This is a genomic window from Thiolinea disciformis DSM 14473 (assembly GCF_000371925.1).
Taxonomy (GTDB): Bacteria; Pseudomonadota; Gammaproteobacteria; order Thiotrichales; family Thiotrichaceae; genus Thiolinea; species Thiolinea disciformis.
Map to the genome: position 1 here is coordinate 94,853 of NZ_AQVE01000005.1, position 14,926 is coordinate 109,778.

At 44.2% G+C, this 14,926-nt stretch carries 14 protein-coding genes; 9 read left to right on the forward strand and 5 right to left on the reverse strand.

Features of this window, described 5'->3' with window-relative positions:
- The first annotated feature begins 87 nt into the window (after positions 1 to 87).
- Genes A3IE_RS0105520 through A3IE_RS0105530 form a run of 3 tightly spaced genes read left to right on the forward strand, consistent with a single transcriptional unit; the run spans position 88 to position 2,795 of the window.
- Entirely contained in the window at positions 88 to 447 is a 360-nt protein-coding gene (locus A3IE_RS0105520; RefSeq protein ID WP_020394602.1) for an Hpt domain-containing protein, read from the forward strand.
- The gene (locus A3IE_RS19990; protein WP_020394603.1) at positions 448 to 990 is read left to right on the forward strand and encodes a heme NO-binding domain-containing protein; all 543 of its coding nucleotides are present in this window, start codon (positions 448 to 450) and stop codon (positions 988 to 990) included.
- Positions 991 to 995: 5 nt separating this feature from the next.
- A complete protein-coding gene (locus A3IE_RS0105530; protein ID WP_020394604.1) occupies positions 996 to 2,795 on the forward strand; it encodes an ATP-binding protein in 1,800 nt (599 codons plus the stop codon).
- On the opposite strand, the gene murB is transcribed toward A3IE_RS0105530, so the two are convergent.
- Positions 2,731 to 3,744, reverse strand: a complete 1,014-nt coding sequence (gene murB, locus A3IE_RS0105535; RefSeq protein WP_020394605.1) for a UDP-N-acetylmuramate dehydrogenase — start codon at positions 3,742 to 3,744, stop codon at positions 2,731 to 2,733. The genes A3IE_RS0105530 and murB overlap by 65 nt on opposite strands.
- Positions 3,745 to 3,837: 93 nt before the next feature.
- Between murB and A3IE_RS0105540 the strand changes: the two genes are divergently transcribed.
- From A3IE_RS0105540 to A3IE_RS0105550, 3 genes are all read left to right on the forward strand, one after another.
- Positions 3,838 to 5,244: an FAD-binding oxidoreductase gene (locus A3IE_RS0105540; RefSeq protein WP_020394606.1), complete on the forward strand. Its 1,407-nt coding sequence runs from the start codon at positions 3,838 to 3,840 to the stop codon at positions 5,242 to 5,244.
- Positions 5,245 to 5,305: 61 nt separating this feature from the next.
- Positions 5,306 to 5,881, forward strand: a complete 576-nt coding sequence (locus A3IE_RS0105545; protein WP_020394607.1) for a thioredoxin family protein — start codon at positions 5,306 to 5,308, stop codon at positions 5,879 to 5,881.
- A 103-nt stretch (positions 5,882 to 5,984) separates the two neighbouring features.
- Entirely contained in the window at positions 5,985 to 6,455 is a 471-nt protein-coding gene (locus tag A3IE_RS0105550) for a DUF4019 domain-containing protein (protein ID WP_083900583.1), read from the forward strand.
- A 217-nt stretch (positions 6,456 to 6,672) separates the two neighbouring features.
- On the opposite strand, the gene A3IE_RS0105555 is transcribed toward A3IE_RS0105550, so the two are convergent.
- From A3IE_RS0105555 to A3IE_RS0105565, 3 genes are all read right to left on the reverse strand, one after another.
- Positions 6,673 to 7,863, reverse strand: coding sequence for an ATP-binding protein (locus tag A3IE_RS0105555; RefSeq protein WP_020394609.1), 1,191 nt, complete (start codon positions 7,861 to 7,863; stop codon positions 6,673 to 6,675).
- 157 nt (positions 7,864 to 8,020) lie between these two features.
- Positions 8,021 to 8,518: a Uma2 family endonuclease gene (locus A3IE_RS21610; RefSeq protein WP_020394610.1), complete on the reverse strand. Its 498-nt coding sequence runs from the start codon at positions 8,516 to 8,518 to the stop codon at positions 8,021 to 8,023.
- 39 nt (positions 8,519 to 8,557) lie between these two features.
- Positions 8,558 to 8,764, reverse strand: a complete 207-nt coding sequence (locus A3IE_RS0105565; RefSeq protein ID WP_020394611.1) for a DUF433 domain-containing protein — start codon at positions 8,762 to 8,764, stop codon at positions 8,558 to 8,560.
- Positions 8,765 to 8,920: 156 nt separating this feature from the next.
- Here A3IE_RS0105565 and trhP point away from each other — a divergent pair, with 156 nt between their 5' ends.
- The 3 genes from trhP to A3IE_RS0105580 all read left to right on the forward strand — a co-directional run bounded on the left by trhP (position 8,921) and on the right by A3IE_RS0105580 (position 12,241).
- On the forward strand, positions 8,921 to 10,276 hold the full coding sequence (gene trhP / locus A3IE_RS0105570) for a prephenate-dependent tRNA uridine(34) hydroxylase TrhP (RefSeq protein WP_020394612.1): 1,356 nt from the start codon (positions 8,921 to 8,923) through the stop codon (positions 10,274 to 10,276).
- Positions 10,277 to 10,588: 312 nt separating this feature from the next.
- Complete coding sequence (locus A3IE_RS20000; RefSeq protein ID WP_020394613.1) at positions 10,589 to 10,924, forward strand: c-type cytochrome; 336 nt, start codon at positions 10,589 to 10,591, stop codon at positions 10,922 to 10,924.
- Between the two features lie 12 nt (positions 10,925 to 10,936).
- Positions 10,937 to 12,241 carry an FCSD flavin-binding domain-containing protein gene (locus A3IE_RS0105580; protein ID WP_020394614.1) on the forward strand — a complete coding sequence of 435 codons (1,305 nt, stop codon included), beginning with the start codon at positions 10,937 to 10,939 and terminating at the stop codon, positions 12,239 to 12,241.
- A gap of 365 nt (positions 12,242 to 12,606) precedes the next feature.
- On the opposite strand, the gene A3IE_RS0105585 is transcribed toward A3IE_RS0105580, so the two are convergent.
- On the reverse strand, positions 12,607 to 14,904 hold the full coding sequence (locus A3IE_RS0105585) for a YgiQ family radical SAM protein (RefSeq protein ID WP_020394615.1): 2,298 nt from the start codon (positions 14,902 to 14,904) through the stop codon (positions 12,607 to 12,609).
- Between the last annotated feature and the right edge of the window lie 22 nt (positions 14,905 to 14,926).

Sequence of the window (14,926 nt, forward strand, 5' to 3'; positions counted from 1 at the left end):
GCAACCGATAGTCTTATGGCTATAGTCATTTAATACAACTATGGTAGTATAAGTTACAAATATAACAAATTCTATCTGGCTGACGCTATGCACCCATTTAATACCGAAACCTATACCGCACTCCAAGAAGCTTTAGGTGAAGAAGGCTTCACGGCTGTTTTAGCAAGTTTCCAAAGCGATACCGAACACTTAATGAAACAAATCGGTACGGCTTTAACCGCTCATCAGGCAGAACAAGTTGGTCAATTTTGTCACCAACTCAAATCTACCAGTCAAGCCCTCGGTGCCATGTCTTTCGCACAGGCTATTATTCAATTAGAGAACTATCGTCATCACCAAGATCAAGCACGCGCACGTAAGGATTATCTGCAGGCTTTGGAAGAATTTCATCTCCTTAACCAGTGGCTAGCGCAAGCATCCAGCCCAGCAACTAGCGCGACACCCTAAATGAAAGGTATTTTCTTCACAACATTTCTCGAAATGGTAGAACAACTTTATTCAGCGAATATGGTTGATGATATTATTGCAAAATCGAATTTACCCTCTGAAGGGGCTTATACTACTGTTGGAAGTTATCACCATAGTGAACTCGTTTCATTAGTGCATACCTTATCTACGTTAACAGGCGAATCATTAAACTACATATTATCCCAATATGGCGCTCATATTTTTCATGAGCTATTTAAGCTAAACGCGCATTTTTTCAAAAAACGTGAAACTGCTTTCGATCTATTGGAATCACTAAATATTTATGTTGAAGTAGAAATATTAAAGCTCTATCCGAATGAGCGAATGCCCTCATTTCAAACTAAACGCCTAGACACGAATCGCCTTTTATTCACTTACCGCTCTCCTCATGCTTTTTTAGTGGTTATTGAAGGTTTTTTACAAGCTTGTTTTAAATACTACAATACGAGTGCCCAAATGGTAGTCCACGATCACAAGCCGCTTAATGGTGCACATGCTGACTTTGAAATCATCTTACAATAGTCATCATGGATCAAAGCGACGCTATTAAACGCCTACAACAACGCTTATATCGCGAGCGTAAAGCGCGCCAAGAAGCTGAACGGCTATTAGAAGATAAAAGCCGTGAATTGTATTACACCAACCAAGAATTACGTCAGCTTGCTGAATCTTTGGAAGAAAAAGTCGTTCAGCGTACTCAAGAACTAGTGTCAGCACGCGATACTGCCTTAAAGGCAGATCGTGCTAAAACTAATTTCCTAGCAACCATGAGTCATGAGATCCGTACTCCGATGAATGGTATTATTGGAATGGCTACTTTATTAAAAGGCAGCCAATTACTACCAGATCAAATACGCCAAGTCGATACGATTTTAAATACTTCCTTATCACTACTTAGCCTCATTAATGACATTCTCGACTTATCGCGCCTCAATGCTGATAGGCTTGAATTAATTCAGGAGGAATTTGATCTTTGCCAACATATCTCTGCTATTTTAGAAACCCTAGATGGTATTGCTAGCCAAAAACAATTAGAGCTAGTCAGTATTATACACCATGATGTGCCCGCTATTTTATATGGTGATTCGGCTCGCTTACGGCAAATCCTTACCAATCTAATTGGAAATGCGCTGAAATTTACCAAGCAAGGTTATACTGCTCTACGTATTAAACGTTCTAAACACGCGCAGATGTTGCGCTTTGAAATAGAAGATAGCGGCTGTGGTATTCCAGAAGATCGCATGAATGATTTATTCAAGACCTTCAGCCAAATAAGACCAGAAGATCAGCATAATCAAAGTGGTACTGGTTTAGGTCTCGCCATTACTCAAAAATTAGTTAATTTAATGCACGGCAAAATTGGCGTGTATAGTGAACTGGATAAAGGAACAACCTTTTGGTTTGAATTACCCTTACTTAAGACTGAAGCTAAAGTCGTTCAAGCGTTGGCTTTAAAACCCTGTCCGGAAATCCGCTGTATTATATTAACGGACTCACCTTTACAAGGGCGTCTTTTATTCGAGCAACTCCAACAATTACAATTAAAATCTATTGAAATTGCGTTTGATTTAAAGACTGTAGAGAAACTTATCCAACAGCAAACATATGATTGGTTATTATCTATCCCACAAAACTGCACAGACACACAATGGAATCAATGTAACCAATTACATTCTCTAGCCCAACGCTTCAAAGATCGTATTAAACACCTTGCGCATTTAACTGGACAATCTGTTTATTGCCCCTGCCCCAATGGGTCGGCAAATTTTAAACATTATGCTAATGATTACCACATTCTACATAAACCGGTCACACCGCTAAAACTATCTCAACTTTTTCATAACGAAGGCGTTCAAGCCAACACGCAGCCCAACGATAACGAAAAATTTCAACAACAAAAACGTTTAAATATCTTGGTGGTAGAAGATAATAAGGTGAATCAGTTAGTAGCAAACGGCTTATTAGCGCGCTTGGGTCATCATGTCACTATATTAGACAATGGCGCAAAAGCACTCACTGAACTGGCCGAGAACAGAAGCTTTGACTTGATTTTGATGGATGTACAGATGCCAGTCATGGGTGGCGTAGAAGCGACGATGAAGATTCGCAGCACCTATGCAGATTGGCCAATACCCATTTTAGCGTTAACGGCCAATGTCTTGCCGGAAGATCAAGAACACTATATTCAATCGGGCATGAATGCGTGTTTATTAAAACCTATCCAATTGAAAGAACTGGAAAAAGCCATTCAACGCTGGGGTTCTACTCAATCACTCGAGGTTCTGGCTCAAGCGCCAGCCCAAAGCGCACCTGTACTGACTGAATGATTTCCTGCGCAAACGCCCAAAGCTCTGTACCTGTTGCAGTACCATGATTGACTAATACTAAAGCGTGCTTCTCATAGGTTCCGGCATCTTTGACACGCTTCCCTTTCCAACCCAGTTGATCAATGAGCCAGCCGGCTGATAACTTCACTAAACCATCCGCTTGTGGCCAAGCAGGCATGTTGGGGTAAGTTACTTTCAACTGCGCATAGTGCTCAGCACTAATTAAGGGGTTTTTGAAGAAACTTCCGGCATTACCCAACACCGCAGGATCGGGCAATTTAGCTTGGCGGATAGCCATAATGGCATCGCTAATCAAGCGCGCACTTGGTTCTTGACCTTTTAAATACTCCGGCACGCCTGCATAATCCAAGTGCCACACCGGCTTTTTCGGTAAACGAAAGGTAACGGAGGCAATCAACCAACGATTCGGCTCAATTGACTTAAAATAACTATCCCGATAAGCAAATTGGCAAGCTTCTAAACTAAAATGACGCAATTCTGCGGTTTGCCAATCCAGCGCTAGCAACTCATGAAAACAATCTTTTAGTTCAACCCCATAAGCACCTATATTCTGCATGGGCGCAGCGCCGACCGTCCCCGGAATGAGCGATAAATTCTCTAAACCCGCATAACCTTGCTCAATCGCCCAACGCACGGTTTCATGCCAATTCTCGCCCGCCCCTGCACGTACATAGACATAGTCTTGATCTTCTGCTAATACGCTTCGTTCGCGCAAAGCTACCTTCACCACTAAACCGCGAAAATCCGATACAAACAGCATATTGCTGCCACCGCCCAGAAATAGCACTGGCAAATCCGGATAGGTTTTACGCCACTGCAAGACCGTGCGCAAACCACCTAAAGTTGCGAGTGTACAAAAGTAACGGGCTTTGACATCCAAGCCGAAACTATTAAGCGATTTAAGCGATATATTTTCTAGGATTTTCATGCGGCGCTATTGTGCGAGCTTGCACGAGCTTTGGCAATTCTTGCACGCAGCAATCTGCTATATTGAACTGCTTCAAAGCAATTAGGCTTGCATATGAATCCAGAAATTCTCGGCCGTCTTCACAACCTACTCGGCGATCAAGGCTTGCGTACTGATCCCCTAAGTTGCCAAACCTACGGGCGTGATTGGACCAAAACGTATGAGCCAGCCCCGTCCGCCATTGCTTTGCCCACGTCCACGGCACAAGTCCAAGCGATTATTCAATTAGCCAATCAAAACGGTTTTAAACTGGTCCCTTCTGGTGGGAGAACAGGCTTAAGTGGTGGAGCCGTTGCTGCCCAAGGCGAGTTGGTCGTATCGCTAGCACGTATGAATAAAATATTAGCTTTCCATGCGCAGGATCGTAGTCTGGTTTGTGAGGCAGGCGTAATTACCGCACAGCTTCAGCAGTTTGCGGAAACTAAAGGGCTTTTTTATCCTGTCGATTTTGCCTCCGCCGGTTCTAGTCAAATCGGCGGCAATATAGCGACTAATGCAGGCGGCATTAAAGTGATTCGCTATGGTTTGACTCGTCAGCAGGTATTAGGTTTAGAAATTGTCACTGGCAAAGGCGAACTGCTTAAACTCAATCATGGCCTTGTAAAAAATGCGACAGGCTACGATTTACGCCATCTGTTTATTGGTTCAGAAGGCACCCTGGGGATCATTACCCAAGCCACTTTACAGTTGCTTCGTGCACCGGAAAATCTCACCGTGTTGGTATTAGGTGTACCCGAATTTGCAGCGTTGATGCAGATCTTGCAACGCTTTCAAGCGAACTTGGATTTAACGGCTTTCGAGTTTTTCTCAGATCGCGCGTTGCATTATGTGGTGCAAGATAAAGGACTAGCCAAACCTTTTGTGACACCCGCGCCCTACTATGCTTTGCTGGAATTTGAAAATGACAGTGCGCAGCGCGAACAGGCGGCTTTGCAAGCATTTCAGGATTGCATTGAGCAAGGCTTCGTGTTGGATGGTGTGATGAGTCAAAGCCAAACTCAAGCGAAAAATTTATGGCGTTTGCGAGAAATGATTTCCGAAACGATTGCGGTGTATACGCCTTACAAAAATGATTTGTCGGTGCGCGTTTCACTGGTGGCTGAATTCTTAAAGGCTGTCGACCAGATTGTGACCGAGCGCTATGCGGCATTTGAAGTGATTTGGTATGGGCATATTGGTGATGGCAATCTGCATTTGAATATCCTCAAACCTGCCACGATGGACAAAGCTGAGTTCTTCGAGCATTGTGCCGCCGTCAATGAGCAAGTGTTCGTTTTAACGCAAAGTTTGCAGGGGAGTATTTCGGCGGAACATGGGGTGGGTTTATTGAAACGCGACTATTTAGCTTATAGCCGTAGTGCCGAGGAAATCGCTTATATGCGCGCCTTGAAAACCTTGTTTGACCCCCATTGGGTGTTAAATCCCAATAAATTACTCAGCATTGATACCTCATCACTTTAGTGTAATAGCATGTACTGCCCAGCCGCTCTACACTAAGTCCAGATAATACTGAGGATTAGCTATGGCACGTACACCTTCAACAATGTTAGCTCTGGGCACGACTGCCCCTGATTTCTCCTTGCCAGAACCAGCAACAGGCAAAACCGTTTCCTTAAATAACTTTCAAGGCCAACCTTTATTAGTTGCTTTCATCTGCAACCATTGTCCTTATGTGTTGCATATTCAAAACGTGTTTGCGCGTTTTGCTGAAGAATATCAAGCCAAGGGTGTTGCCGTTGTTGCGATTAATGCAAATGATGTGGCCAATTACCCTGATGACAGTCCTGAAAAAATGATTCAGCAAGTCAACGATGTCCCTTATACCTTCCCCTACTTATTTGATGAATCTCAGCAAGTAGCAAAAGCTTATCAAGCCGCCTGTACGCCGGATTTCTTCTTATTTGATGCGCATCACAAGCTTTATTATCGCGGTCAATTCGATGGCTCACGTCCACGCAATGACGAACCAATCACAGGTCAAGATATGCGTGATGCTGTCGATAGTTTGTTGGCAGGCATGGCAGCACCAGAGAATCAGGTAGCTTCTTTGGGTTGTAATATTAAATGGAAGGCTGGGAATGCACCGAGATATTTTTAGCTTTTATGAGCGTGATTAACTGAACATCAATTTCATAATGTACACTTTATAGAAATTACTATAAAATTTGCTATACCCAATTAAATTTAAAGCTAGGTATTTAATGAAGAAGCTCATAATTTTTTTTATTTCGGCTTTTCTTTTAGCAGGTTGTGTCGTTAAAGCCCAAATTAAGGAGTCTCCTGAAATGCGACGGGGCACTGTTGAAGAACAAAAACTGGTCGCAAAAGCATCTGGTACTTTCTTAGAAAAATTGGATAAGGGGAAAATAGATGAAACATGGGAGACTGTGAGCCCATTACTACAGCAAAGCTTAAACCAAAAGAATTGGTTCACCACCCTGCATCAGATGCGTGATGCTGTTGGCATGGTTAAACATCGCAAAATTGTAGCTATTGCTTTCATGAATACTGTTGATGACGCACCGGTGGGCGAGTATGCCATGCTTGGAACAGAAACTCATTTCCAAAATTTAAGTGCCAATGAAAGAGTGGCTTTACATAATGATCAAGGCACTTGGAAAATTATGGGATATTTTATAGAAAAAACCTATAAACTAAAGCTTAAGCCTTAAATTTATAGGCCTCTCTAAACAAGAAGCTATTTTTCATATACTTAGAATCGCTTAAAATTATTGATTTCAGTTTTTCTAAAATTGAAATAATTCAATAACCGATTAGCTCCTCAGATCGATATTTTTTACAGTGCTAACAGATAAAACACCGGTAATTAAACAAGGTAATTTACTAGCCTAAATATTGGCTCAACTTAACCCCAAACCGTAATAAACACTAATACAACATCCCAAACATCCATAAAGGTACACGCCGCCCATCACCCACTACCACATCATCCAGTATCGCATAGCTTTGCGCTTGTCCTTTGAGTTGCTTCAAACTTTTATTTGCCCCGCCAATCTCAAAAATCCAGTCATCATCAACGCTAAAATCCCCTTGATCGTGGTAATGCACTTGATGTTGATAGCTTAATTGAGAAACAAAAAAGGTTTCACGTAAAAAACCGCTATTAGGTGCAGCACACAATACTTGAAAGAGATTAGCGTTATCCAATAATAATTTATCCGGCTTATTTACCGTGCGCATTCCAGAACCAGCACGCACTATATGAATTAGGCTACCCGCTTGCATGCGCTCTAAATATTTCGCTAAGGTTGCCCATGATGTGCCAACCGCTGCACTCAGTTTGGAAATATTCAGCTCAACAGGGTCAGTGCTACACAGCATATAGAGCAACTTTTTTAATTTATCGAGCTTGCTAGTTTCAATCGAATAAATGCCTGCTAAATCCGAGTCTATGGCTTGATTAATCACTTCTAATAATTTGCGCGGGTAATTATCCAAAGACTCACGATAAAATGGATAAGCGCCATAATTTAAATATTTTTTAAATTGCTCAATCGGGCGAACTTGACGCATGATCTGCTGCGCAAGATTCACATGCTGGTCTAATAATTCCGGCAAGCTCATAGCAGCAAATGTTTGTCCTGTCTCAATCTCCATAAACTCACGCAAGGATAAAACTGGCAAGTGGTAGACCACCGCACGGCGTGATAAATCGCCTAACTCATGTTCAATTCGTAAGGCTGACGAACCTGAAAAGATCACTTGCAAGTCAAAGGTGTCACGAATGGCTTTGAGGTGAGCCGCAAAATTTTTGCTTTTATGAATTTCGTCTAATAACAAGAGTTGCCCGCCTTCTTGGTAGAAAGTTTGGGCTAGCTCATACAAACTCACATCAACCATCGCGGGATGATCACAGGCAATATACAAGATGCGTGCAGGTTCAATACCAGCATTTAAGGCATGTTGTAGCAGTAAAGTGGTTTTACCACAGCCTCGCGCGCCTTTAATACCAATCAAAGCTTCTTTAAAATCAATTTTTTGGAGCAAAAAGCGCTGATAGTTTGGCTGCGGACGAGCCAGAATAAAAGCCGAAGCTTGGCGTAGGATGTTGGGGATCATAATTAGATTTACTCCATCAGCTATGAAGTAGAGTTTAGAGTAAATTCGTTATTATTAGTATTTCTATTTTATAGAAAATAGAGTTTTCTTCTCATTTTAGAAACTGATACAACTCATCCACACTCACATCCAAACCCACTGACTCCAAGCGCGCGCTTTACCCAGTGGTAAAATATTCCATGCTCCACTCATTACGCCGCCGATAGATTTCTACATAAGGCGAATCTTGTGAGCACAATAAATACTCTTGCAAAGCCGGAATCAGTCGATAGCCACTGAGCTTTTCCGCACGATCTTTTTGCACAGTACTGACTGATAACACTTCAATGATTAAACAGGGGGCTTTATTCGCATAAGTGTCGGTTTCTTCTTCGCAGCTCACTTGTACATCAGGGTAATAGACGCGCGTATCACCCAAGGTTTCGATAGCCACTTTCATATCGGATTGGAAGACTTGGCAGCGTGAACCTGCTAAATGGTTAAACAACACGTTTGCCAGTTTCATGCTAAGAATATTATGGTTCCGACTAGCACCCGCCATCGCATAAACCAGCCCATTATTGTATTCGCAGCGCATGCCCTCATCAGCACGATCATTTTCTAGGCGCAAATAGTCCTCAGGGGCAACATAGTTGGTTTGTGGTACTGCACCCATTGGAAAATATCCTTTTCTAACCAGTAATATTTTTCATGCTTAAGCTGCCATTTTTTCAAAAGCTACTTCCGCACCTTGTAAAACATGACGTACTTGCTCAAAGGAAACCGTGGGAAAGTCTTCTAAAAAGTCCTTCACGCTATCACCAGCTAATAAATAATCAAATAAGTTTCTAACGGGAACCCGCGTCTGACTAAAGACTAAGACTCCGCCTAAAACCTCTGGGTTACTACTGACCATCGACATACTGAGTTACCTTAGAGAACAGGGTGGTTAGTGATTATATCAAAGATAGTTTAGTGTTTAGACCTAGTATTAGTGATTTATAGACAAAGCCGCTAGAATACTCCCCCATCTCTAACTCCCAACAACTAGACCTGCAATCTGGTTAAGGAACTCAACATGAAAAAGCCAGAATTACTCGCGCCTGCGGGTAGCCTAAAAATGATGCGTTATGCGCTTGCTTATGGCGCTGATGCGGTCTACGCCGGACAGCCACGCTACAGCCTTCGAGTACGCAATAATGATTTCCAAAACGACGTACTCGCACAGGGCATTAACGAAGCGCACGCCATGGGCAAACAGTTTTTTGTTGCTGCCAATACCATGCCGCACAATAGCAAAGTTAAAACATTCATTCGCGACCTTGAACCCGTTGTCCAAATGAAACCAGATGCTTTTATTATGGCCGACCCTGGTTTAATAATGATGGCTCGCGAAACGTGGCCCGATTTAACCATTCATTTATCCGTGCAAATGAATACGGTGAATTACGCCAGCGTCAAGTTTTGGGGAAAAATGGGGGTAAAACGTATTATTTTATCCCGTGAATTATCGTTGGATGAAATTGCCGAAATTCGCCAAGAATGCCCTGACATGGAATTAGAAGTATTTGTGCATGGCGCACTCTGTATTGCTTATTCAGGACGCTGTTTATTGTCTGGTTATTTTAATCACCGCGACCCCAATCAAGGCACTTGCACCAATTCCTGTCGTTGGGATTATAAAACAACGGCTGCTGCTGAAACACCTGATGGTACTTATGTACCTGCTGAAGCGATTTTATCCATGGATGCGTTTAATCAAATTGCAAGTACTGCCGATTGTGGCAATCAACAGCGTCATCCCTTAGCCGACCGTGTGTATTTCTTGGAAGAGGCCAGCCGCCCGGGTGAATTATTGCCGGTGATGGAAGATGAACACGGCACGTATATTATGAACTCCAAGGACTTACGCGCGATTGAGCATGTGCAGCGCTTGTGTGAAATTGGCGTGGATAGCTTAAAAATCGAAGGGCGTACTAAATCACATTATTATGCTGCCCGCACAGCACAGGCATATCGGCAAGCCATTGATGATGCGGCTGAAGGTCGTCCATTTGATCCTAAGCTCTTGGGTATCTTAGAAAACTTGGCAAATCGTGGTTATACCGATGGCTTCTATGAGCGCCATCATACGCATGAGTATCAAAACTATATGCAGGGTGCTTCGCAATCTCACCAGCAGCAATTTGTTGCAGAAATGACTGGCTATGATGCAGCAAATGGCTGGATGGATGTGGAGGTGAAAAACCGTTTTGCGGTGGGTGATCGTTTAGAGTTAATTGTGCCCAATGGGCAAAATCAAGAATTCACTTTGGAAGCTATGCGCAATAAGCACGGCGAACCGATTGAAGTAGCACCAGGTAGTGGTCATTTTGTGAAGATTCCAGTGCCGAGTTTGCAGACGGATAAAGTCTTGGTGAGTCGGTTTTTGTAGCCTTCTTACCTGCCCTCTTGCACTTTAGATGGCATAGCTTGCGCTAAAGAACTCTCTATTCTTTAGCGTGTTCCTAGCCTCTAAACTTAGACACCTGCTTCATAAAGTACGGTTGTAAAATCAGCATAGCCTCAAATAAATCATCATAATTCGGCATAAGCATTTCGGTTTTTGTTATTTCAATTCACAAACGCTTTTATCTACATTAGCGTTTACTCAAAACACTCAAACGTTTTTATCAGGTCTTATGCAAGCACGACTATTAATTGCGACTCGACGCTCTTCTGCGTCTTCAAGGTGGAGGATAACTCAATGAAGCTTACTGTTGTGTCGAGCACACTAGCACTTTTGCTAGCTTGCCAAGCGTTTGCCTATGCGGCTGAGGAGGTGAAAATCACCCGCGCCTCACTACTCACACAACCTTGCTTTGCCTGCCATGGGGTTAACGGGAATAGTGTTGGATTACCTATTCCTAACATCACTGGTCAAACGGAAGCTCAACTTTATGAGGTATTAATGGCTTTAAAAAAGGGGGAGCGACCGTCTACCTTAATGACACGCATCACCAAAGGCTATTCAGATGAGGATTTAAAACTCATCGCTGGCTATCTCGCTACCCCAGCTGCTGACACTAAACCGGCCAACTAAAGGAGTTCCTGTATGACACAGTTTTCACGCAGACATTTTCTCAAACTGGGAGCTGGCTTAGGGGCAGTAGGTTTAATGGGCTTTCCCCTTATATCGTTTGGCGCAGCGGCAAAGGTTGTCGTTATTGGCGGCGGTAGTGGTGGCGCCACCGCAGCACGCTATATAAAGCACTACGATCCCAGTATCGAGCTTACTTTGATTGAGCGTAACCCGACTTACCATACTTGCTATATGAGCAACGAAGTCTTAGCTGGCGATCGTACCCTAGAGCAGATTAGTTTTGGCTATGAGGGTCTGAAAAAAGCAGGTATCAATGTCGTGATTGATGAGGTCACTACAGTTGATCCTGCTGCTAAGAAAATTGCCACAGCAAAAGCTGAATTCAATTATGACAAATTGATCGTCGCGCCCGGAACTGATTTAAAGTGGGACGCGATTGAGGGTTATAATGAGGACGCTGCGAAAGAGATTCCTCATGCTTGGAAAGCCGGTGAACAAACCACACTATTACGTGCCCAACTCGAAGCCATGCCTGATGGGGGCGTAGTGGTGATTACTGCACCGGCCAACCCCTTCCGCTGTCCGCCAGGGCCTTATGAGCGCGCCAGCCTCATTGCCCAATACCTTAAGGAAAAGAAGCCAAAATCTAAGCTGATTATCCTAGATGCTAAACCCTCCTTCGCCAAACAAGACTTGTTTATGCAAGGCTGGGAAAAGCTCTATGGCTATAAAACGGATAATAGTTTGATCGTATGGAAAGGCTTAGAAGATCAAGCCAATGTTACTAAAGTCGATGTGAAAACCCGTACCGTCACTACCGATTTTGGCGATACTGTAAAAGCAGATGTTTTGAATATTATCCCTGCCCAAAAAGCAGGAAAACTAGCTTTTGACTTAGGATTGACCGGTGATTCAGGCTGGTGTCCGGTTGATTTCAAAACCTTTGAATCCACCAAGCACAAGGATATTTATGTGATTGGGGATGCTTGTATTGCAGGGGCTATGCCTAAGTCCGCTTATTCCGCGAACTCACAAGCCAAAACCGCTGCTGCCGCTGTCGTTGCTGCTTTGCGCTCCATCGAATTGCCGGAAACCTCGCATATCAATACTTGCTACAGTTTAGTAGGCAGGGAATATGGCATTTCCGTTGCAGGGGTTTATAAAGTCGGTACGGGCGAGGATGGCAAAACCAGCATTATTGCCGTGAAAGATTCCGGCGGTGTTTCGGCCAAAGACGCTGACGACACTACACGCCGCGCCGAAGCGGCTTATGCACACGGTTGGTATAAAAACATCACCGCCGAAATGTTTGGCTAAAACGTTTAGCGCACCCACCCAGCAATACGCTTATCAGCGCGTGTCCATTTTCTACAGTAAAATTGATCGATAAGCGTATTTTTCTTGGCAAACCTGCCGCTTTTGGTGTGGCGGGTATCATTTTAAACCGCTTTCGCTGAAACCCCTTGCTTTTTAAGGAGCGTTAACTGTCGTGCCGCAGAAATGTGAGTTAGTTTGGGCGAGTGGTAGCGCTAAAAATAAAAGACTGGGAAATATAAGTTGCTTTTCCTGCGATGAAATCTATGCCTTCACTAATAACACCTAAATTTTTAATGGTAATATCCATACACTACTAACGGCGACTGATAGTTAAGACCTGAAAACTGTAACACAATATTAGTGCATTAACGTGACTTCGATTTTGATTTACCCTGTACACGTGGCGGCAACCCCGTATGCTGCGTCAACACTGTCCCCTTTTTCGGTTGTGGTGGCTTTGCAGTAACGTTTGGCTTTTTCGCTACTTGAGCCTGATTCAATTTACCTTTCTGCTCCACCCGCTTCTGATGCGCCTTATCACTATTCTTGCGGCGGTGTGAGACGTATTCCAATTCTTCCTCACCCTTTTTATAGTGTGGAATCAATTGGTTTTCGCCATCGCCGATCAGTTCTTGTCTGCCCATTTTGGCGATGGCTTCGCGTAATAACGGCCAATTTTTCGGGTCATGCCAACGTAAAAAGGCTTTGTGTAAACGGCGTTGTTCGGGTGATTTGGCGGTTTGTACTTTTTCGCTTTTATAGGTGACAGGACGCAATGGGTTTTTGTCGGTGTGATACATGGTGGTGGCGGATGCCATCGGCGAGGGATAAAACGCTTGTACCTGATCAGCACGAAAACCATTTTTCTTCAGCCATAGCGCCAAATTGAGCATGTCCTCATCGCGTGTGCCAGGGTGAGCGGCGATGAAGTACGGGATTAAATACTGTTCTTTGCCCGCTTCTTTGCTGAATTTTTCAAACAGTTTTTTGAACTCATCATATGCACCAATCCCTGGTTTCATCATCTTGGATAAGGGTGCTTCTTCGGTGTGTTCGGGCGCGATTTTGAGATAACCACCGACGTGATGGGTGACTAATTCTTTAATGTATTCAGGGTCTTTTACCGCCAAGTCATAGCGTAAACCTGAGCCAATCAATACTTTCTTAATGCCTTTGAGATTGCGCGTTTCGCGGTATAACTGTTTTAAGGCATCGTGATCGGTATTGAGATTTTGGCACACATCAGGATACACACAGGCAGGCTTGCGGCAAGAGGCTTCGATTTTGGGGTCTTTGCACGCTAAGCGATACATATTCGCGGTAGGGCCACCCAAATCGGAAATCACGCCCGTAAAGCCAGGTACTTTATCGCGGATTTCTTCCACCTCACGAATGATGGATTCCTGCGAACGGTTTTGAATAATGCGTCCTTCGTGTTCAGTAATCGAGCAAAAGGTACAGCCACCAAAGCAGCCGCGCATAATATTCACCGAGAAACGAATCATTTCATAGGCAGGAATGCGTGCGCCCTGATAAGCAGGATGCGGCAAACGCGCATAAGGCAGACCAAACACATAATCCATTTCGGACGTGGTGAGCGGAATCGGTGGCGGGTTAATCCACACGTCTTGTGTGCCGTGTTTTTGCACCAATGCACGCGCATTATGCGGATTGGTTTCCAAATGCAGCACGCGGTTCGCATGGGCGTATAACACCTTGTCTTTACTGACTTTTTCAAACGACGGCAGGCGAATCACGGTTTTGGATCGGTCTAAACGTGCACGCGGATGGAAAGTGAGTTTATGCTCATCAGGACGCTTAGAACGCGGGTCTTGGTAGTCGATCCATTGCGCATTACGCTTCTCCATCTCGCACTCGTCCATTTCGGTGGTATTGAGATAGGGATTGATAATACGGTCAATTTTGCCTGGCTGATCGACACGGGTAGAGTCGATTTCCATCCAACCTTCGGGCGAACCACGACGAATAAATGCCGTACCACGTACATCGGTAATATTCTGGATTTTTTCACCTGCGGCAATGCGATGCGCCACCTCAATTATTGCCCGCTCGGCATTGCCATACAGCACCAAATCCGCCGAAGCATCAAGCAAAATCGAGCGGCGCACTTGCTCCTGCCAGTAGTCAAAATGCGCAATACGACGCAGGGAAGCTTCAATTCCCCCCAAAACAATCGGCACATCAGGATAAGCTTCTTTGCAGCGCTGTGAATAGACAATCGAGGCACGATCAGGACGCTTACCACCTTCATTATTGGGGGTGTAGGCATCGTCAGAACGGATTTTGCGGTCGGCGGTATAACGATTAATCATCGAGTCCATATTGCCCGCCGCCACCCCAAAAAACAGGTTGGGCTTGCCCAATGCCATGAACGCCTCTTTGGACTGCCAATCAGGTTGCGCAATAATGCCGACCCGAAAACCCTGCGCCTCCAACACCCGCCCAATCACCGCCATACCAAACGAAGGATGATCGACATAGGCATCGCCCGTGACAATAATAATGTCACAGGAATCCCAACCGAGCTTGTCCATCTCCTTACGCGACATGGGCAAATACTCGGCAGTACCATAGCAGTCCGCCCAGTACTTAGGATAATCAAAAATCGGTTTGGCGCTTAACGGGGTAATGGCTGCTGACATGGTGGTGCTACTACTAAAGACT

What these genes read in the sequence shown, in the direction of transcription:
- murB (WP_020394605.1), bottom strand. Translation starts at nt 3,744, where the DNA reads ATGAAAATCCTAGAAAATATATCGCTTAAATCGCTTAATAGTTTCGGC.
- A3IE_RS20000 (WP_020394613.1), top strand. Translation starts at nt 10,589, where the DNA reads ATGAAGCTTACTGTTGTGTCGAGCACACTAGCACTTTTGCTAGCTTGC.
- A3IE_RS0105540 (WP_020394606.1), top strand. Translation starts at nt 3,838, where the DNA reads ATGAATCCAGAAATTCTCGGCCGTCTTCACAACCTACTCGGCGATCAA.
- A3IE_RS19990 (WP_020394603.1), top strand. Translation starts at nt 448, where the DNA reads ATGAAAGGTATTTTCTTCACAACATTTCTCGAAATGGTAGAACAACTT.
- A3IE_RS0105585 (WP_020394615.1), bottom strand. Translation starts at nt 14,904, where the DNA reads ATGTCAGCAGCCATTACCCCGTTAAGCGCCAAACCGATTTTTGATTAT.
- A3IE_RS0105545 (WP_020394607.1), top strand. Translation starts at nt 5,306, where the DNA reads ATGGCACGTACACCTTCAACAATGTTAGCTCTGGGCACGACTGCCCCT.
- trhP (WP_020394612.1), top strand. Translation starts at nt 8,921, where the DNA reads ATGAAAAAGCCAGAATTACTCGCGCCTGCGGGTAGCCTAAAAATGATG.
- A3IE_RS0105520 (WP_020394602.1), top strand. Translation starts at nt 88, where the DNA reads ATGCACCCATTTAATACCGAAACCTATACCGCACTCCAAGAAGCTTTA.
- A3IE_RS0105555 (WP_020394609.1), bottom strand. Translation starts at nt 7,863, where the DNA reads ATGATCCCCAACATCCTACGCCAAGCTTCGGCTTTTATTCTGGCTCGT.
- A3IE_RS21610 (WP_020394610.1), bottom strand. Translation starts at nt 8,518, where the DNA reads ATGGGTGCAGTACCACAAACCAACTATGTTGCCCCTGAGGACTATTTG.
- A3IE_RS0105530 (WP_020394604.1), top strand. Translation starts at nt 996, where the DNA reads ATGGATCAAAGCGACGCTATTAAACGCCTACAACAACGCTTATATCGC.
- A3IE_RS0105550 (WP_083900583.1), top strand. Translation starts at nt 5,985, where the DNA reads ATGAAGAAGCTCATAATTTTTTTTATTTCGGCTTTTCTTTTAGCAGGT.
- A3IE_RS0105580 (WP_020394614.1), top strand. Translation starts at nt 10,937, where the DNA reads ATGACACAGTTTTCACGCAGACATTTTCTCAAACTGGGAGCTGGCTTA.
- A3IE_RS0105565 (WP_020394611.1), bottom strand. Translation starts at nt 8,764, where the DNA reads ATGTCGATGGTCAGTAGTAACCCAGAGGTTTTAGGCGGAGTCTTAGTC.